Origin of the sequence: Anaerobacterium chartisolvens (assembly GCF_003337415.1) — a bacterium.
Classification (GTDB): domain Bacteria; phylum Bacillota; class Clostridia; order Acetivibrionales; family DSM-27016; genus Anaerobacterium; species Anaerobacterium chartisolvens.
This window is the reverse complement of record NZ_QPJT01000008.1, coordinates 14,065-28,627: the sequence shown is the minus strand read 5'-3', so window position 1 is coordinate 28,627 and position 14,563 is coordinate 14,065. Positions and strand designations below refer to the sequence as shown.

Here is a 14,563-nt window from a genome sequence, read left to right as displayed (position 1 = left end):
CCGGTATTTAAGGAGCCTCCTCGGTATATGAGGGAGATGAAGCTTGTTCCTTGAGCTTTCCGGCGAGCTCGGGCGAAGCCATAAGAATACCTGATAATACCGCTGTAATCGGAGCTACGGTGACAAGCCCGAAGCTTCCCACTATGGTATGCAAAATTTCTGCCGATACATATTTTAAATTGAGTATGTTTTGTATGGGAGTGCCCTGTGCCATAAACACCATAAGAAGTGCTACAAAGCCTCCCGAGTAGGCCAGCAGCAGGGTTGTCGTCATGGTGCCTATTACGGCTCTCCCTATTGAAAAGCCTGAAAGAATGGCCTCCTTCTTTGATATGTCGGGCTTTTTCTGCACAATCTCATAAATCGCGGCCGATATATCCATTGCGAGATCCATTAAAGCTCCTGCCGACGCAATAAATATGCCTGCTATGAAAATGTCTGTGAGATTTAAATGCATATACCCGGAATACAGAAGGCTTTCTGAAAATGGCAGCACAGCGCCGTGTATTTTAAAACCGTTTCCAAAAGTAATAGCAAGAATACATGTCAGAAGGGAGCCTGAAAGAGAGCCTAATATTGCCGCAAGGGATTTTCTGCTTATGCCCGATACAAGGCATATGGTGCCTACAGTCATTGCGGATACTACAAGCAGTGATAAAATTATGGGGTTGTATCCTTTGAGGAAGAACGGAATTAAAATTTTCCATATCATAAGTATGGTAAAGACAAAAGACAGCAGAGCCTTTACCCCCGTCCAGCCGGCAAAAATTACAAGCAGCAGTATAAAGGCGAGGAAAAGTATTATCTCAATGCTTAGGCGGTAATGGTCTATGATGTTTACAAAGCGTATTTCATCATCGGTATAATCTATAACTACCAGTGCGGTGTCTCCCTTGTTAAATATTTTGTCCATCTCAAGCTTTCCGACAAGCCTGTTTACTCCTTCGGCTGATTGCCCTTTGAATTTACCGCTGAGAATTTTCATTTTACAAAGCTGATCTCCATGCTTTATAAGCCCTGCGGACTTGATATTTAAGTTATCGGTATCTACAATAAGAGCTTTCGCTCTTTCGGTATTTGGATATATTATTTTTTCGAAGCCTGTAGGAATAAAAAGCAGTATTGCTGTAGCCAGCAATACGAATATAACGAATATATTATCGCGGTTTAAAAGTTTCTTCTTCATAAATAAGCGGCCCCTTTTTTAAGAGCAAGAGGCTGCCGCAAAGCAGATGCAGTATGGCTTATAGCCGGAATTTGCTTTGCGACAGCCTGACTTGCTTTTATTAATAATTAAGATACTTCGGCTATTTTATATCGATTTTAAGTATAGATACCATTTTTTTGAAAAGGTCGGTGTTGTCATAGTACCCATTAAATATTTCCTGTCCCAGTCCCTTTGCAAACACAGGGAGAGGAAGGCCTGTATGTGAATATGTAGTCCAGCCTATTCCCGATTTATTGTTTAATATATGGGTAATAGTTACAGATAAGGGTTCATATGTTCCGTAAAGTATGCTTTCTCTTTCGGACAACTTCCTTTCCTTTGCGGGAATCATTGTCTGCTCAAATGCACCCTTAAGGGTCTCCAGCTCATAATCGCTCAGCACCATACCTTCATTTTTGGAGGCATCTGCATCCTCTGAGGTTATCAGCCCGAAGGATTCCTTTATAGAAGGCAGCAAGTCCGTAAGTTTTGCTTCAGAGGCGGGGGTGTTTTCCCTGTATTGTGCTATTTCCTTGTCAAACTCAAGGAAGGATTTTTTCTGATATCCTATTTTATTAAAGAAGGTTTCATAAGCAGTTCCTGCAAAGCCTATTGTCATACCGCCTGTTTCGTGGTCGCCAGTTACAATTATCAGCGTGTCGTCGGGGTGCTTTTCATAAAATTGCAATGCCTGATCTACCGATTTGCTGAAGGCAAGAGTATCCTTTATTGATGCAGCCGCATCGTTTGCGTGACAGGCCCAATCTATTTTTCCGCCCTCAACCATCATAAAGAAGCCCTTGGGGTTGTAAAGAACATCGATTCCCTTTTTTACAAAATCGGAAAGTGACAGGTCATCGGAGGCGCGGTCTATTTCATATGCAAGTGCTTTATCCCTGTCCAGAACAGGATTTACTGCTATTACCCTTCCTGACTCGGAGTTTAAGCTTAATATTCCCTCTTTGGTATTAACATATTTGAAGCCATTTTGCTTTGCAATTTCAATTACGTCAGTCTGATCGCCCTTTGATCCCTTAGGCTGCTTGAAGCCGCCTCCTCCGAAGAAATCAAAATTACTCTTTGCGAGCTCTACAGATATGTCATAGTAATTGTTTCTGGATGGCTGGTGTGCATAGAATGCGGCGGGAGTGGCATGATCAAGTGAAACGCTTGTGATTACTCCTACCTTATATCCCTTTTCCTTAACATACTCCGTTATGGTTTTAAAAGATGTCTTTCTTTCGGTATCCATGTTTATAATTCCGCCGAGAGTTTTATTTCCCGTTGAAATTGATGTAGCCGTTGATGCCGAGTCGGGTATAAAGGTTTCGGCATCAAAGGTAGCGCAGGTTCCCTCAACAGGGAAGGTTGAAAAGGAGAGCTTGCTTGTGCCGATTTTAGAATCTCCGTAAAGCTTCTTGCCTAAAAATATTTCTGACGAGTATATCTGCGGATAACTCATGCCGTCTCCTATGAACAAAAATACATACTTTGGAGTTTTGCCGGAGTAATTGTTTTTAACCTGATTTTCATCTGAGGCAGATGCGGTAAGCATCATAAAGCCTGTTGTTAAAATTACGGCAATTGAGAGAATAACTGCGATTAGTCTCTTTTTGGATGTAAACATTTTTAAAAACCCCCTTATTAAAATTTGGTATATGGTTTAGTACATACTGGATTCTATAAAAGAAATATTAACCGTAGATTAGAGAAATGTAAAATTTGTACATACCTTGGGATTTTATTCTTAATAAAAGCTATGCATACAATGGGATTTAAACCAAATAATATATACTTAAGCAAGCAAACGGATTTAAAATTTGGATAGCTTAAAGGGCTGAATTGTAAGATATGAAGCATTCAAACATGAAGCATTCAAAACTGATGAAGCATATAAAATATATGCTTATAGGGCTGATTACCGGAGCGGCAAACGGTTTGTTCGGATCAGGCGGAGGGACAATTGTTGTGCCTGCAATGATAATGCTTTTAAATGTTGAGGAGCATAAGGCCCATGCAACGGCTATATCGATTATACTTCCTCTTACGGTGGTCAGCGCGTATCTGTATGTGTCAAACAACCTTGTAAATTGGGAAATAACGCTGCCTGTTATGCTTGGGGGAATGGCAGGGGGATATTTAGGGGCTAAGCTTTTGAATATATGTCCCGCAAAGGTATTGAGAAAAATTTTTGCGGTATTTATGATTTTGGCATCCTTCAGGATGCTCACAGCCTGACGCCCGTATGGAAAAATGATGTGCGCATTGGTATTTGACAAAGGGAGGACTTAAAAGATGATACTTTTCCTTATAGGAGTGGCGGCAGGAATAGTAAGCGGCATGGGAATAGGAGGGGGGACTGTGCTTATACCTGCTCTTGTGATATTTCTAAACCCTCGCCAGCAGGAAGCGCAGGGTGTAAATCTGCTGTTTTTTATACCCACCGCAATCATTGCACTTATAATCCATGCAAAAAATAAAGCCATTGACTTTAAGCTTGCGCTTCCTATAATTATTTCCGGCCTTGTGGGTGCGTATCTAGGGTCAACATTAGCTATTTGTATGCCGGGGAATATTTTAAAAAAGCTTTTTGGAGCATTTCTTCTTGCCATAGGCCTGTGGGAAATGCTGAGAAAGGGAAGGGATGAAAAGGCATGAGGGAGCGGGGAGTAAAAACCATGCCGCAAATTGCCGTTTTTTATGTTACAATTGTTATAGCCATATACTGAAAGGAAATAAACAGATGAGCTTTTTGTCGGTTACAAGAGAAGATATGCACAGCAGGGGATGGGATCAGCTTGATTTTTTATATATAAGCGGAGATGCGTATGTCGATCATCCAAGCTTTGGACATGCTGTTATTACAAGGCTTTTAGAGAGTGAAGGATACAGGGTGGGGATAATAGCCCAGCCTGACTGCAAAACAGGTAATGATTTTATTACTTTAGGACGTCCTAAATATGCTGTTTTGATTTCATCGGGAGTTATTGACTCTATGGTAAATCATTACACTGCCAGTAAAAAGCGCAGGAGCGAGGATGCGTATTCTCCGGGAGGCAGGGCCGGATACAGACCCGACAGGGCCGTTATTGCCTACTCTAACAAAATAAGAGAGGTTTTTAAGGGGGTTCCTGTAATAATAGGAGGAATTGAGGCAAGCCTCAGACGGTTTGCCCACTACGACTATTGGGATAATAGGGTCAGACGCTCTATTCTGCAGGATTCAAGAGCGGATTTGCTTATATACGGCATGGGAGAAAAGCCTGTTATTGAAATTGCACGGCAGTTAAGAGAAGGAATTGCTGTCGAAGCAATAAGGAATGTACGCGGCACTGCGTATATGGCAGGCCTTGACAAGCTTTCCGAAGATATCAGGGAATTCATAAAAGGCAACGGCGGAAATGATGGGAAATATTCTCTTTTAAAATCATTTGAGGAGGTAGCCGAGGACAAAGAGGCATATGCCCGCTCCTTTAAGGTGCAGTATGACGAACAGGATGCAATAACCGGAAGAACTCTTGTGCAAAAGCACAGCGACAGGTATGTGGTGCAGAACCCTCCCGCACAGGCAATGACGGTAAAGGAAATGGACAGGGTGTATTCTCTTCCATATGAAAGGACATATCATCCGTCATATGAAAAGTATGGAGGCATACCTGCCATAAAGGAGGTTGAATTCAGCATAACAAGCCATAGAGGCTGCTATGGGGGCTGCTCCTTTTGCGCCTTGAATTTTCATCAGGGCAGGACAATACAAAACCGCAGCCGCCAGTCAATAATAAGCGAGGCTGTCAAGCTGACCTGGCTTCCGGGATTTAAGGGCTATATACATGATGTCGGAGGACCTACCGCCAACTTCAGACATGAGGCATGCACAAAGCAGAAGGATAAGGGTGTGTGCAAGGAAAGGCAGTGTCTTTACCCTGAGCCCTGCAAGAACCTTATAGTGGATCATAGCGAATATCTCGGGCTTTTGAGGAGAGTGCGCGAAATCCCCGGGGTTAAGAAGGTTTTTATCAGGTCAGGCATAAGATATGACTATTTGATGCTTGATAAAAATGATGAATTTTTTATGGAGCTGTGCAAGCATCACATAAGCGGGCAGCTTAAGGTGGCGCCGGAGCATGTGGTTGACCGTGTGCTGGACAGGATGGGAAAGCCCGGAAGACGGGTGTATGATAAATTTGTTAAAAGGTTTTACGAAATAAACAAGAAAATAAAAAAGGAGCAGTATATTGTACCGTATATGATATCCAGCCATCCGGGGAGCGATCTTAAGGCGGCGGTGGAGCTGGCGGAGTATTTAAGAGATTTGGGGCATATGCCGGAGCAGGTGCAGGATTTTTACCCTACCCCTGCCACATTATCCACCTGCATGTTTTATACGGGGCTTGATCCAAGGGACATGAAAAAGGTGTATGTGCCAAAGGCACCTAAGGAAAAAGCCATGCAGAGGGCTTTATTGCAATACAGGAGGCCTGAAAATTACGAGTTGGTTTACGAGGCTTTAAAAATAACCGGAAGGGATGATTTAATAGGCTTTGGGCCCAAATGCCTGATAAGGCCGAGGCGTGCGGCAAAAAAAAGGGCTGAGGCTGCCGGAGGCTCACAAAAGGCCATTGCTGCCGGCAAAGCGGTAAAGGGAAAAAATCATAAAAGGGTGCAAGCAGAGCGAAAAAAATTGACAAGGACAAGGCATTAAAATAAAATTAACAGGATTGCAAATAATTGATGTGCCATAAAGCTTAATTTAAAATTCTTAAGGAAAGGTTGGATATAATGGGGGCAAAAATATTAAATGGGACAGAGCTGTCGAAGGCAGTGAAGCAGGAGCTTGGAGAAGAGGTCCGGGAAATGGTGCAAAGAGGTGTGCAGCCGGGGCTTGCGGTTATTATTGTGGGGGACGATCCCGCTTCTCGGGTATATGTAAACAATAAAAAGAAGGCATGTCAGGAGATAGGCATAGCTTCCTTTGAATACGCTCTTGATGCGAATATTAAAGAAAAAGAGCTTATTGATTTAATAAATGTGCTTAATAAGGATGCCAAGGTAAACGGAATACTTGTTCAGCTTCCTCTTCCGAGGCATATAAATGAGGAAAATGTCCTTTATGCCATAGACCCAGGAAAGGACGCCGACTGCTTTCATCCCTCAAATGCAGGGAGGCTTATGATAGGAAATCCAATGTTTATGCCGTGTACTCCTGCGGGAATTATTGAGCTTATAAACTTGACGGGTATTGACATACAGGGAAAGGAATGTGTTGTCGTAGGAAGAAGCAATATAGTAGGAAAGCCCATGAGTATGCTGCTTCTGGCGAAAAATGGAACTGTTACGGTATGCCACTCAAAAACAAGAGATCTTCCCGAAATATGCAGGCGCGCAGACGTACTTGTAGCTGCCATAGGAAAGCCGGAGTTTATAAAGGGAAGCTTTATTAAGCCCGGTGCAGTAGTAATTGACGTGGGAATGAACAGGCTGGAGAATAAAAAATTGGTGGGGGATGTGGAGTATGCTTCCGCCTGTGAGGTGGCTTCGGCTATTACTCCCGTGCCAGGAGGCGTGGGGCCTATGACTATAGCCATGCTGATGAGAAATACCGTAAAGGCGGCAAGGCTTCAAAACGGAATATAAAAATATATATTTCCTCTGTGAGGTCAACGCCTGTTTTAAATGAATTCCGGGCGGCGGGAACGATTGAACAGAAGCGGATTTTAATTGATTCTTGACATAAAATTTAAAAAAGATTAAAATTAAGCTGTGCTTAAAAATGAACTTTTATTAAAAGAATAGAAATTTTTATAAAAGTTCCCTAATAAAATGGTAATAATTTAACTGGAATGATTTAAGAGATTATGGATATATATTAAGGATTCATTATAGCTTCCGAATATTTGGGTGCGGCAATATTTAAGGAATCTATTGTAGAGAAGGGTGTATTTTTTGCAGATGCAGGGTGCTTTTTCTATGCATGAGCCAATCCATATATTGACAGATTATTTCTTTAATCGGTATCCGGTTAATATTATGCCGGTTGGGCGTGTAATTTCCAAAAGCTGCTTTAGCGGTACATTTAGACGATACTATGGATTAACCTGTGTCGGCAAGGTCATAAATGGGCTTTTAAGCTGCTTTGGGTATGCAGGGCCTGACAGGAGTTTTGGACCTACAGAATAGTTATTTAAATTTGAGCATTGAAAACTGAATATTGAGGAGGTGTGTGCTATATTTGTAGGCGGTTTGATAGGACTAGTAATTGGTGGCGTAGCTGGTGCTGTTATAGCTTCAATTATAATGTTTAAAAAGGGTGTTGAATTCAGAAAAAAGACTGCTGAGGCTGAAATAGGAAGTGCCGAGCAGGAGGCCAAAAGGCTGGTCAGTGAGGCACAAAAGCAAGGCGAGGGCAGGAAACGGGAAATATTGCTCGAGGCAAAGGAAGAGATACACAGAAGCAGGGTGGAGCTGGATAGGGAAATTAAGGACAGGCGTAATGAAATACAGCGCACAGAAAGAAGGCTTGTGCAAAAGGACGAGTCTCTGGATAAAAAAATGGAGACGCTGGAGCAGAAGGAAGAGGTCCTTAACAGAAAAAGCAAGGAAACCCAAGCCCTTCAGGACAAGATTTCGGAGCTTCATGCAAAACAGATGGGTGAGCTTGAGAGGATATCGGGGCTGTCTGTCGAAGAGGCTAAGGAATACCTTCTGAAGAATGTTGAAAACGAAGTAAAGCATGAGGCGGCTATTCTTATTAAGGAGATTGAAGCCAGAACCAAGGAAGAGGCAGACAGAAAAGCAAGGGACATAATAGCCACCGCAATACAGAAATGCGCGGCAGATCATGTATCAGAGGCTACAGTTTCTGTGGTTCCACTTCCGAATGATGAAATGAAGGGTAGAATCATAGGGCGTGAAGGAAGAAACATAAGAACGCTTGAAACTCTCACCGGCATTGATCTTATTATTGACGATACTCCTGAAGCCGTTATTTTGTCGGGCTTTGACCCAATAAGAAGAGAGATTGCCAGAATAACTCTGGAAAAGCTCATTCTTGACGGAAGAATTCATCCTGCAAGAATTGAAGAGATGGTAGAGAAGGCAAAGAAGGAAGTTGAAAACACAATACGCCAAGAAGGAGATCATGCTACATTTGAAACAGGGGTACATGGACTTCATCCTGAATTAATCAGGCTTATAGGCAAGCTGAAATTCAGAACCAGCTATGGGCAGAATGTGTTAAACCATTCTATTGAGGTTTCGCACCTTGCGGGATTAATGGCAGCCGAATTGGGCGCCGACGTGGCATTGGCAAAAAGGGCCGGATTGCTCCATGACATAGGTAAGGCAGTAGATCATGAAATCGAAGGTTCACATGTCACAATAGGAGGAGATCTGGCTAAGAAATATAAGGAGAGCAATGAAATCATTAATGCAATAGTTGCACACCATGGCGATGTAGAAGCCTCATCGGTGGTGGCGGTTTTGGTTCAGGCAGCGGATTCAATATCTGCCGCAAGACCCGGTGCAAGAAGGGAAACATTGGAGTCTTATATAAAGCGTATTGAAAAGCTTGAGGATATAGCCAATTCCTTCCCCGGAGTCGAAAAATCCTTTGCCATACAGGCGGGGAGAGAGATAAGAATAATTGTAAAGCCTGAAGATGTTGCTGATGACGAAATTGTAATAAAGGCTCGCGAAATCGTTAAATTGATTGAAAGTGAGCTTGAATATCCGGGACAGATAAAGGTAAACGTTATAAGGGAAACCAGAGCAATTGAATATGCAAAATAGTAAAACAGCAATATAATATAAAGCGTGCCAATACACAAAGAGTATAAAACTAAGAGTGCTGGCGCGCTTTTGTTATGTTTGTTTTTGATACCTATTATAAGCTGTACTGTGAATGGAGGCAAATAATTGAGGATTTTATTTGTTGGAGATGTTGTCGGCAATCCGGGAAGAAAGGCAGTCAAAGAGATAATTCCTAAAATGAAAAGGGAGCTGAAGATAGACTTCTGTATTGTAAATGGTGAAAACTCTGCGGGCGGCAAGGGAATAACCTATGTTGCCGCTCAGGAAATATACAAGTCTGGAGCGGACGCTATAACAATGGGCAACCATGTCTGGGCAAAGAATGAGATATTAAGCTTCATAGAATCGGAAGGCAGGATTGTGAGGCCGGCAAATTATCCATGTGATTTGCCCGGCAAGGGGTCTATAATAATAGGCAGTGAAAATCACAAAATTGGAGTATTGAATCTAATGGGACGCGTTTACATGGATGCTATTGACTGTCCCTTTAAGGCTGCCGAACGGGAGCTTGAATACTTAAAGAGCTTTGCAAGGGTGATTATTGTGGATATGCACGCCGAAGCCAGCTCAGAGAAATGCGCCATGGCATGGTATCTTGACGGAAGGGTAAGCTGTGTGCTGGGTACGCACACACATGTGCAGACAGCGGACGAAAGAATACTTCCCTGCGGGACGGGATATATTACAGATGTAGGAATGACAGGGCCTTATGAGGGAATCATAGGTGTGGACAAGGACATAATTATTCAAAAGTTCCTAAAGCACATACCCGTAAAATTTGACCTTGCCAGAGGCAGTACTCAGTTTAATGCCGTTGTTTTGGATATAGATGAAAAAACAGGAAAAACCTTAAAAATGGAAAGGGTATTTAAGATTATCAATCATCAATAGTAGTGTATAAAAAATGTGGGCTATGTTTAAATAATCTTATTTTACTAAAATTTAACTAAAAAGAAGGATTTTCTATTTTTTTGTAGAATAATATATCCATAATGTATTTGGGGGGTAAAATTATGGATGTATTAAAGGTCTCAGCAAAATCTAATCCAAATTCAATTGCAGGTGCTCTCGCAGGAGTTATAAGGGAAAGAGGAACTGCTGAAATTCAGGCAGTTGGAGCAGGGGCACTGAATCAAGCGGTGAAGGCAGTGGCGATTGCACGTGGGTTTGTTGCACCTTCTGGATTTGAACTCATATGTATACCGGCATTTACGGATATACTTATAGAAGGGGAAGAGAGGACGGCGATAAAATTAATAGTGGAACCCAGAAGATGACTGTAAACAACAGCTATACGCAGGGTCTACAATAGAAATAAATTTTGTAATTGCATTTATTCTGTAATTGCATTTAATGAAAAAGCATATTATTTATATTAAATATAAGGCTTTGGCATTAAATGCTTTTTTTTATTCATTTTCGGTGATACTATTATTGAGTATAAAACTGCAATGTGATATGATTTTCTATGCGCATATATTGGTTTGCGGAAGGTGCGGGCTTAAAGGGGGGACTTTAAAATAAAGAGTGGACTTTTAAACAGCGGAGATATAATTTATGTACCGAATGGGGATTTGCATTTTATTAAATTCAAAAAGCTTGACAGCTACTCCGATATGCTGGTGCACTGTTTTACCACAAGGCTTGGGGGAAGCGGAGGATTTAATCTTGGCTTTAACAGAGGGGACAGCAGAGAGAGGGTTGTCGAAAACTACAAAAAATTAGCGGATGCCCTGGATATAGATTGTCGAAATATGGTGCTGTCCGGACAGGTTCATGATGACCGCATATATCCTGCGGATGAGAGGGACAGAGGAAAGGGTTTGTTCTGTGAAAGCGATATCAAAGGATATGATGCGCTGATGACAAACAAAAGGAACACAGCTCTTGTGACCTTTTATGCCGATTGTGTTCCGATATATTTATTGGACCCGGAGAAGAAGGCAATTGCACTGGTACATTCGGGCTGGAGGGGTACTGTCCTGGAGATTGCGTCAAAAACCATTGATGGGATGAGGAATAAGTACGGCTGTGATCCTTTCGATATACAGGCAGTAATTGGCCCTTCAATAGGAAAATGCTGCTTTGAGGTGGGGGAAGAGGTGTATTCGGAGTTTATGCAAAGGCTTATATGGAGCAGCCCGCATTGCAAAAAAACAGGCTTGGATAAATGGCATATTGATTTGCAGTCAATTATTAAAAGCTCTATTGTCAACGCAGGGGTCAAAGAGGAAAATATTTGTCTTACGGGGGTATGTACAAAATGTAATAAGGATTTGTTTTACTCTTACAGGGGGGACGAAGGAAGAACCGGAAGTATGGCTGCCGTGATGCAGCTCATATGAATATTATGCCATAGGGGAGAAATGAAATTTGCGCAAGCTATGTTTTTTTACGGCATTGATAATAATGCTTTTAAGCTTAAGCTCCTGCTCGGAAGCAGACAATTCCGGCGGAATGGGCACTCAGGACAGCGGCACTGCTCTGGCTGCTGAGGCAAATGACAATGTAGTGGATAAAGGCCCTGTGAAGGGGGGCGTTGTTAATCTGTTTACAACAAAGCCTGATTCCTTAAATCCCATACTGACAAAAAACATCTTTGTCCAAAACTTTACAGGCTTTATATTTGACGGAATGGTACGGCTGGATGAAAACCAAAGGCCTACCCCTGCGCTGTGCGACACATGGAGCGTGTCGGATGACGGACTTATATGGACCTTCCATGTAAGGGAAAACGCCATGTGGCACAACAATGTATCCCTAACTGCTGAGGACATTAAATTTACCTTCGATGTTATTCAAAACAGCAGATCGGAAAGCGTCTATAGGGATAACATCAGCAATATTGCTGTCTATACCGCTGTGGACAGAAACAGCTTCAGAATATTTTTGAAGGCTCCTGACTATTTTATTCCTGAGAGAATGACGTTCCCCATAGTACCCGCAGGGTATTATCAAGGAGAGGACGTCTTTGTTAAGACGTCGGATAAAAACATGCTGCCTGTTGGGACAGGTCCGTATAAATTTATAAAAAGTCAAAGAACTGACGGCTACAGGCTTATTTCCAATGACCTGTGGTGGGGACTTAGGGAGGATAAAAATTCCGGACTTCAAATTCCATATATAAATGAAATAGACATAAACATATATGACAGCCCAAAGGATGAATTTGTAGCATTTCAGGAGGGGAATATAGACATTGCAGTTGCTGATAGGGGCGACTTCAGCAAGTACAGTGGAAGGCCGGACATTACCACCAGGAAATATCAGAGCAGGGATTTTGAGTTTATAGCCTTTAATCTTGATAATCCTGCGCTTAAGGATAAAGCCGTAAGGCAGGCTATTGCTCTTGCAACTGACAAGGCCAGAATAATAAATGATGTTATACCGGGGCAGGCTGTTGCGGCGGAGCTTCCCGTAAACCCAAATGCATGGATTTTTGATAATCCTGTCAGCTATCTTCCTGATAAATCAAAGGCAAGAGATATACTTATGCAAAATGGCTGGAAGCAATCGGCGGCGGGAATGTACAAGAGCATTGACGGAAAGCGTGTGACTTTGAATTTTACAATTATTGTAAATGAGTTTAATGAAATAAGATACCGTGCCGCTGTAAAGCTTGGTGAGCAGCTTAGGGAAGCGGGCATAAACATAGAGGTAAAAAGGATTGACTGGGATGAGGAATTCAGGCTTATAAAAAGCAGGAAGTTTGATATGGTGTTCTTAGGCTGCAGGATATCATCCGTTCCCGATATATCGTTTATGTATGCCTCCCTTCAGACGGGGGGGATGAATATTGCAAACTATAAAAATCCTTTGGTGGATGCCTGCCTTGAGCGGATTATAACAAACGGCGACGAGAAAGTCAGGCGTGAGGCATTTAATGAAATGCATAAAGTCCTTTCGGACGAGATTCCTTATATGGGTATGTACTTTTACAACAATGCTGTGTTATATAACAGGAAAATAAGAGGAGATATGAAGCCCTGCGTATGGGACAGGTTTAATGATATTACCAGATGGTACATACCGGGCTGATTTAAGCATCAAAATAAATTTAAGAAAAGGTAGAGAAGAGGTTTTTGAATATGCTATGGATAGCAATAATTATTTTTTGTATAGCAGCAGATCAGGCATCAAAATATTTTATAGTAAACAACATTGAATACCACAAATCAACTGCTGTAATAGACCAGTTTTTTTATATAACAAACATAAGAAATACAGGGGCTGCATGGAGTATTTTGGAGAACGGGAGATACTTTTTTCTTATACTGACACCAATAATAGTGGCTGTATTAGCATATTTTTTATATAAGATGGATAGCAGGCTGCTAAGGACGGCGCTTTCCTTGATAATAGGGGGAGCTGCGGGGAATTTTATTGACAGGCTTTTAATAGGAAGCGTTGTAGATTTTCTGGAATTTCATTTCGGTACATATATTTTTCCGATTTTTAATATAGCCGATTGCTGTGTTGTTATAGGCAGCTTTTTACTTGCGTATTATTTGTTGTTTATATATAAGGAAAAGCCCGGGAAAGGGGCATAAAATAAGCCTGATTGGTGGTAGGATTAAAAATGAAGCGGCTTGAACGGATGATAATTGATGAAGGCACTGAGGGAATCAGAATAGATGCATGGCTTTCGGAAAGGCTGGAAGGCTTTTCACGCACTTATATACAGAAGCTCCTAGAGGACGGTCTGATAAAGGTCAACGATAAAAGAGTAAAGGTAAATTACAGGCTAAGGGCCGATGACAGCATAGAAATAAGCGTTCCCGAGCCTGAAAGGCTGGATGTAAGGCCTGAGAAAATCCGGCTTGATGTTGTGTATGAGGATGGGGACATCATAATAATAAATAAAGAAAAGGGAATGGTGGTGCATCCCGCTGCGGGAAATCACACAGGGACCCTTGTAAATGCATTGATGGATTACTGCGGGGACAGTCTGTCGGATATTAACGGAATAATAAGGCCGGGAATTGTACACAGAATAGACAAGGACACCTCGGGTGTGCTGGTGGTTGCAAAGAATAACAACGCCCATGAGCGCTTGTCGGAAAGGCTTAAGGATCACGATATAAAGAGGGTTTATGCCGCTGTTGTAGAGGGTGTAATCAAGGAGGACAGCGGAAAAATAGATGCGCCCATAGGGAGGCACCCTGTGGAAAGAAAAAAAATGTCGGTAAACACAAAGAATGGGCGCAGGGCGGTAACTTATTTCAAGGTGCTTGAAAGGTTTAGGGACACCACGTATGTGGAGCTGACCCTTGAAACGGGAAGAACCCACCAGATTAGGGTACACATGTCGTATATAGGATATCCTCTGGTAGGGGATATGGTTTATGGCAAGAAAAAGCAGAAATATGGCATTTGCGGACAGATGCTGCACGCCAGAGTGCTTGGCTTTATACACCCTATAAAAAACGAGTACATGGAATTTGAGGCCAGGCTCCCGGGTTATTTTGAAGAATTGCTTCAAAGCTTAAGGGTGTAGGGGACGCTTCTGTCTAAATAGGCCATGAACAGAGGGCAGAGGCCTATTTT

At 42.1% G+C, this 14,563-nt stretch carries 14 protein-coding genes; 12 read left to right on the top strand and 2 right to left on the bottom strand.

Annotated elements, in window-relative coordinates:
* Positions 1-7: 7 nt before the first annotated feature.
* Together DFR58_RS08355 and DFR58_RS08350 are read right to left on the bottom strand one after the other, a co-directional pair.
* Complete coding sequence (locus tag DFR58_RS08355; protein WP_114297373.1) at positions 8-1,186, bottom strand: YibE/F family protein; 1,179 nt, start codon at positions 1,184-1,186, stop codon at positions 8-10.
* Between the two features lie 121 nt (positions 1,187-1,307).
* Positions 1,308-2,834, bottom strand: a complete 1,527-nt coding sequence (locus tag DFR58_RS08350; protein ID WP_114297372.1) for an alkaline phosphatase — start codon at positions 2,832-2,834, stop codon at positions 1,308-1,310.
* Positions 2,835-3,073: 239 nt separating this feature from the next.
* On the opposite strand from DFR58_RS08350, the gene DFR58_RS08345 reads away from it, so the two are divergent.
* The 12 genes from DFR58_RS08345 (at position 3,074) to DFR58_RS08290 (ending at position 14,513) form a co-directional block, all read left to right on the top strand.
* On the top strand, positions 3,074-3,445 hold the full coding sequence (locus DFR58_RS08345) for a sulfite exporter TauE/SafE family protein (protein ID WP_114297371.1): 372 nt from the start codon (positions 3,074-3,076) through the stop codon (positions 3,443-3,445).
* A gap of 57 nt (positions 3,446-3,502) precedes the next feature.
* Complete coding sequence (locus tag DFR58_RS08340) at positions 3,503-3,865, top strand: sulfite exporter TauE/SafE family protein (RefSeq protein ID WP_114297370.1); 363 nt, start codon at positions 3,503-3,505, stop codon at positions 3,863-3,865.
* An 85-nt stretch (positions 3,866-3,950) separates the two neighbouring features.
* On the top strand, positions 3,951-5,909 hold the full coding sequence (locus tag DFR58_RS08335) for a YgiQ family radical SAM protein (RefSeq protein ID WP_114297500.1): 1,959 nt from the start codon (positions 3,951-3,953) through the stop codon (positions 5,907-5,909).
* Between the two features lie 77 nt (positions 5,910-5,986).
* Positions 5,987-6,841 carry a bifunctional methylenetetrahydrofolate dehydrogenase/methenyltetrahydrofolate cyclohydrolase FolD gene (gene folD / locus DFR58_RS08330; RefSeq protein WP_114297369.1) on the top strand — a complete coding sequence of 285 codons (855 nt, stop codon included), beginning with the start codon at positions 5,987-5,989 and terminating at the stop codon, positions 6,839-6,841.
* 333 nt (positions 6,842-7,174) lie between these two features.
* Positions 7,175-7,384: a hypothetical protein gene (locus DFR58_RS08325; protein ID WP_170138084.1), complete on the top strand. Its 210-nt coding sequence runs from the start codon at positions 7,175-7,177 to the stop codon at positions 7,382-7,384.
* Positions 7,385-7,408: 24 nt separating this feature from the next.
* Complete coding sequence (gene rny, locus DFR58_RS08320) at positions 7,409-8,995, top strand: ribonuclease Y (RefSeq protein ID WP_479722734.1); 1,587 nt, start codon at positions 7,409-7,411, stop codon at positions 8,993-8,995.
* A gap of 126 nt (positions 8,996-9,121) precedes the next feature.
* Positions 9,122-9,907, top strand: coding sequence for a TIGR00282 family metallophosphoesterase (locus tag DFR58_RS08315; RefSeq protein ID WP_114297366.1), 786 nt, complete (start codon positions 9,122-9,124; stop codon positions 9,905-9,907).
* A 122-nt stretch (positions 9,908-10,029) separates the two neighbouring features.
* Positions 10,030-10,293, top strand: coding sequence for a stage V sporulation protein S (locus tag DFR58_RS08310; RefSeq protein ID WP_114297365.1), 264 nt, complete (start codon positions 10,030-10,032; stop codon positions 10,291-10,293).
* Between the two features lie 297 nt (positions 10,294-10,590).
* Complete coding sequence (pgeF, locus tag DFR58_RS08305; protein ID WP_242987469.1) at positions 10,591-11,361, top strand: peptidoglycan editing factor PgeF; 771 nt, start codon at positions 10,591-10,593, stop codon at positions 11,359-11,361.
* A 28-nt stretch (positions 11,362-11,389) separates the two neighbouring features.
* Positions 11,390-13,054, top strand: a complete 1,665-nt coding sequence (locus DFR58_RS08300) for a peptide ABC transporter substrate-binding protein (RefSeq protein ID WP_114297364.1) — start codon at positions 11,390-11,392, stop codon at positions 13,052-13,054.
* A gap of 50 nt (positions 13,055-13,104) precedes the next feature.
* The gene (lspA, locus tag DFR58_RS08295; protein ID WP_114297363.1) at positions 13,105-13,566 is read left to right on the top strand and encodes a signal peptidase II; all 462 of its coding nucleotides are present in this window, start codon (positions 13,105-13,107) and stop codon (positions 13,564-13,566) included.
* A 29-nt stretch (positions 13,567-13,595) separates the two neighbouring features.
* Complete coding sequence (locus DFR58_RS08290; protein WP_114297362.1) at positions 13,596-14,513, top strand: RluA family pseudouridine synthase; 918 nt, start codon at positions 13,596-13,598, stop codon at positions 14,511-14,513.
* Positions 14,514-14,563: the final 50 nt, after the last annotated feature.

Coding starts and splice junctions, on each gene's coding strand:
- DFR58_RS08335 (WP_114297500.1), top strand. CDS start 3,951: ATGAGCTTTTTGTCGGTTACAAGAGAAGATATGCACAGCAGGGGATGG.
- DFR58_RS08345 (WP_114297371.1), top strand. CDS start 3,074: ATGAAGCATTCAAAACTGATGAAGCATATAAAATATATGCTTATAGGG.
- DFR58_RS08310 (WP_114297365.1), top strand. CDS start 10,030: ATGGATGTATTAAAGGTCTCAGCAAAATCTAATCCAAATTCAATTGCA.
- DFR58_RS08290 (WP_114297362.1), top strand. CDS start 13,596: ATGAAGCGGCTTGAACGGATGATAATTGATGAAGGCACTGAGGGAATC.
- DFR58_RS08350 (WP_114297372.1), bottom strand. CDS start 2,834: ATGTTTACATCCAAAAAGAGACTAATCGCAGTTATTCTCTCAATTGCC.
- folD (WP_114297369.1), top strand. CDS start 5,987: ATGGGGGCAAAAATATTAAATGGGACAGAGCTGTCGAAGGCAGTGAAG.
- DFR58_RS08355 (WP_114297373.1), bottom strand. CDS start 1,186: ATGAAGAAGAAACTTTTAAACCGCGATAATATATTCGTTATATTCGTA.
- lspA (WP_114297363.1), top strand. CDS start 13,105: ATGCTATGGATAGCAATAATTATTTTTTGTATAGCAGCAGATCAGGCA.
- DFR58_RS08325 (WP_170138084.1), top strand. CDS start 7,175: ATGCATGAGCCAATCCATATATTGACAGATTATTTCTTTAATCGGTAT.
- DFR58_RS08340 (WP_114297370.1), top strand. CDS start 3,503: ATGATACTTTTCCTTATAGGAGTGGCGGCAGGAATAGTAAGCGGCATG.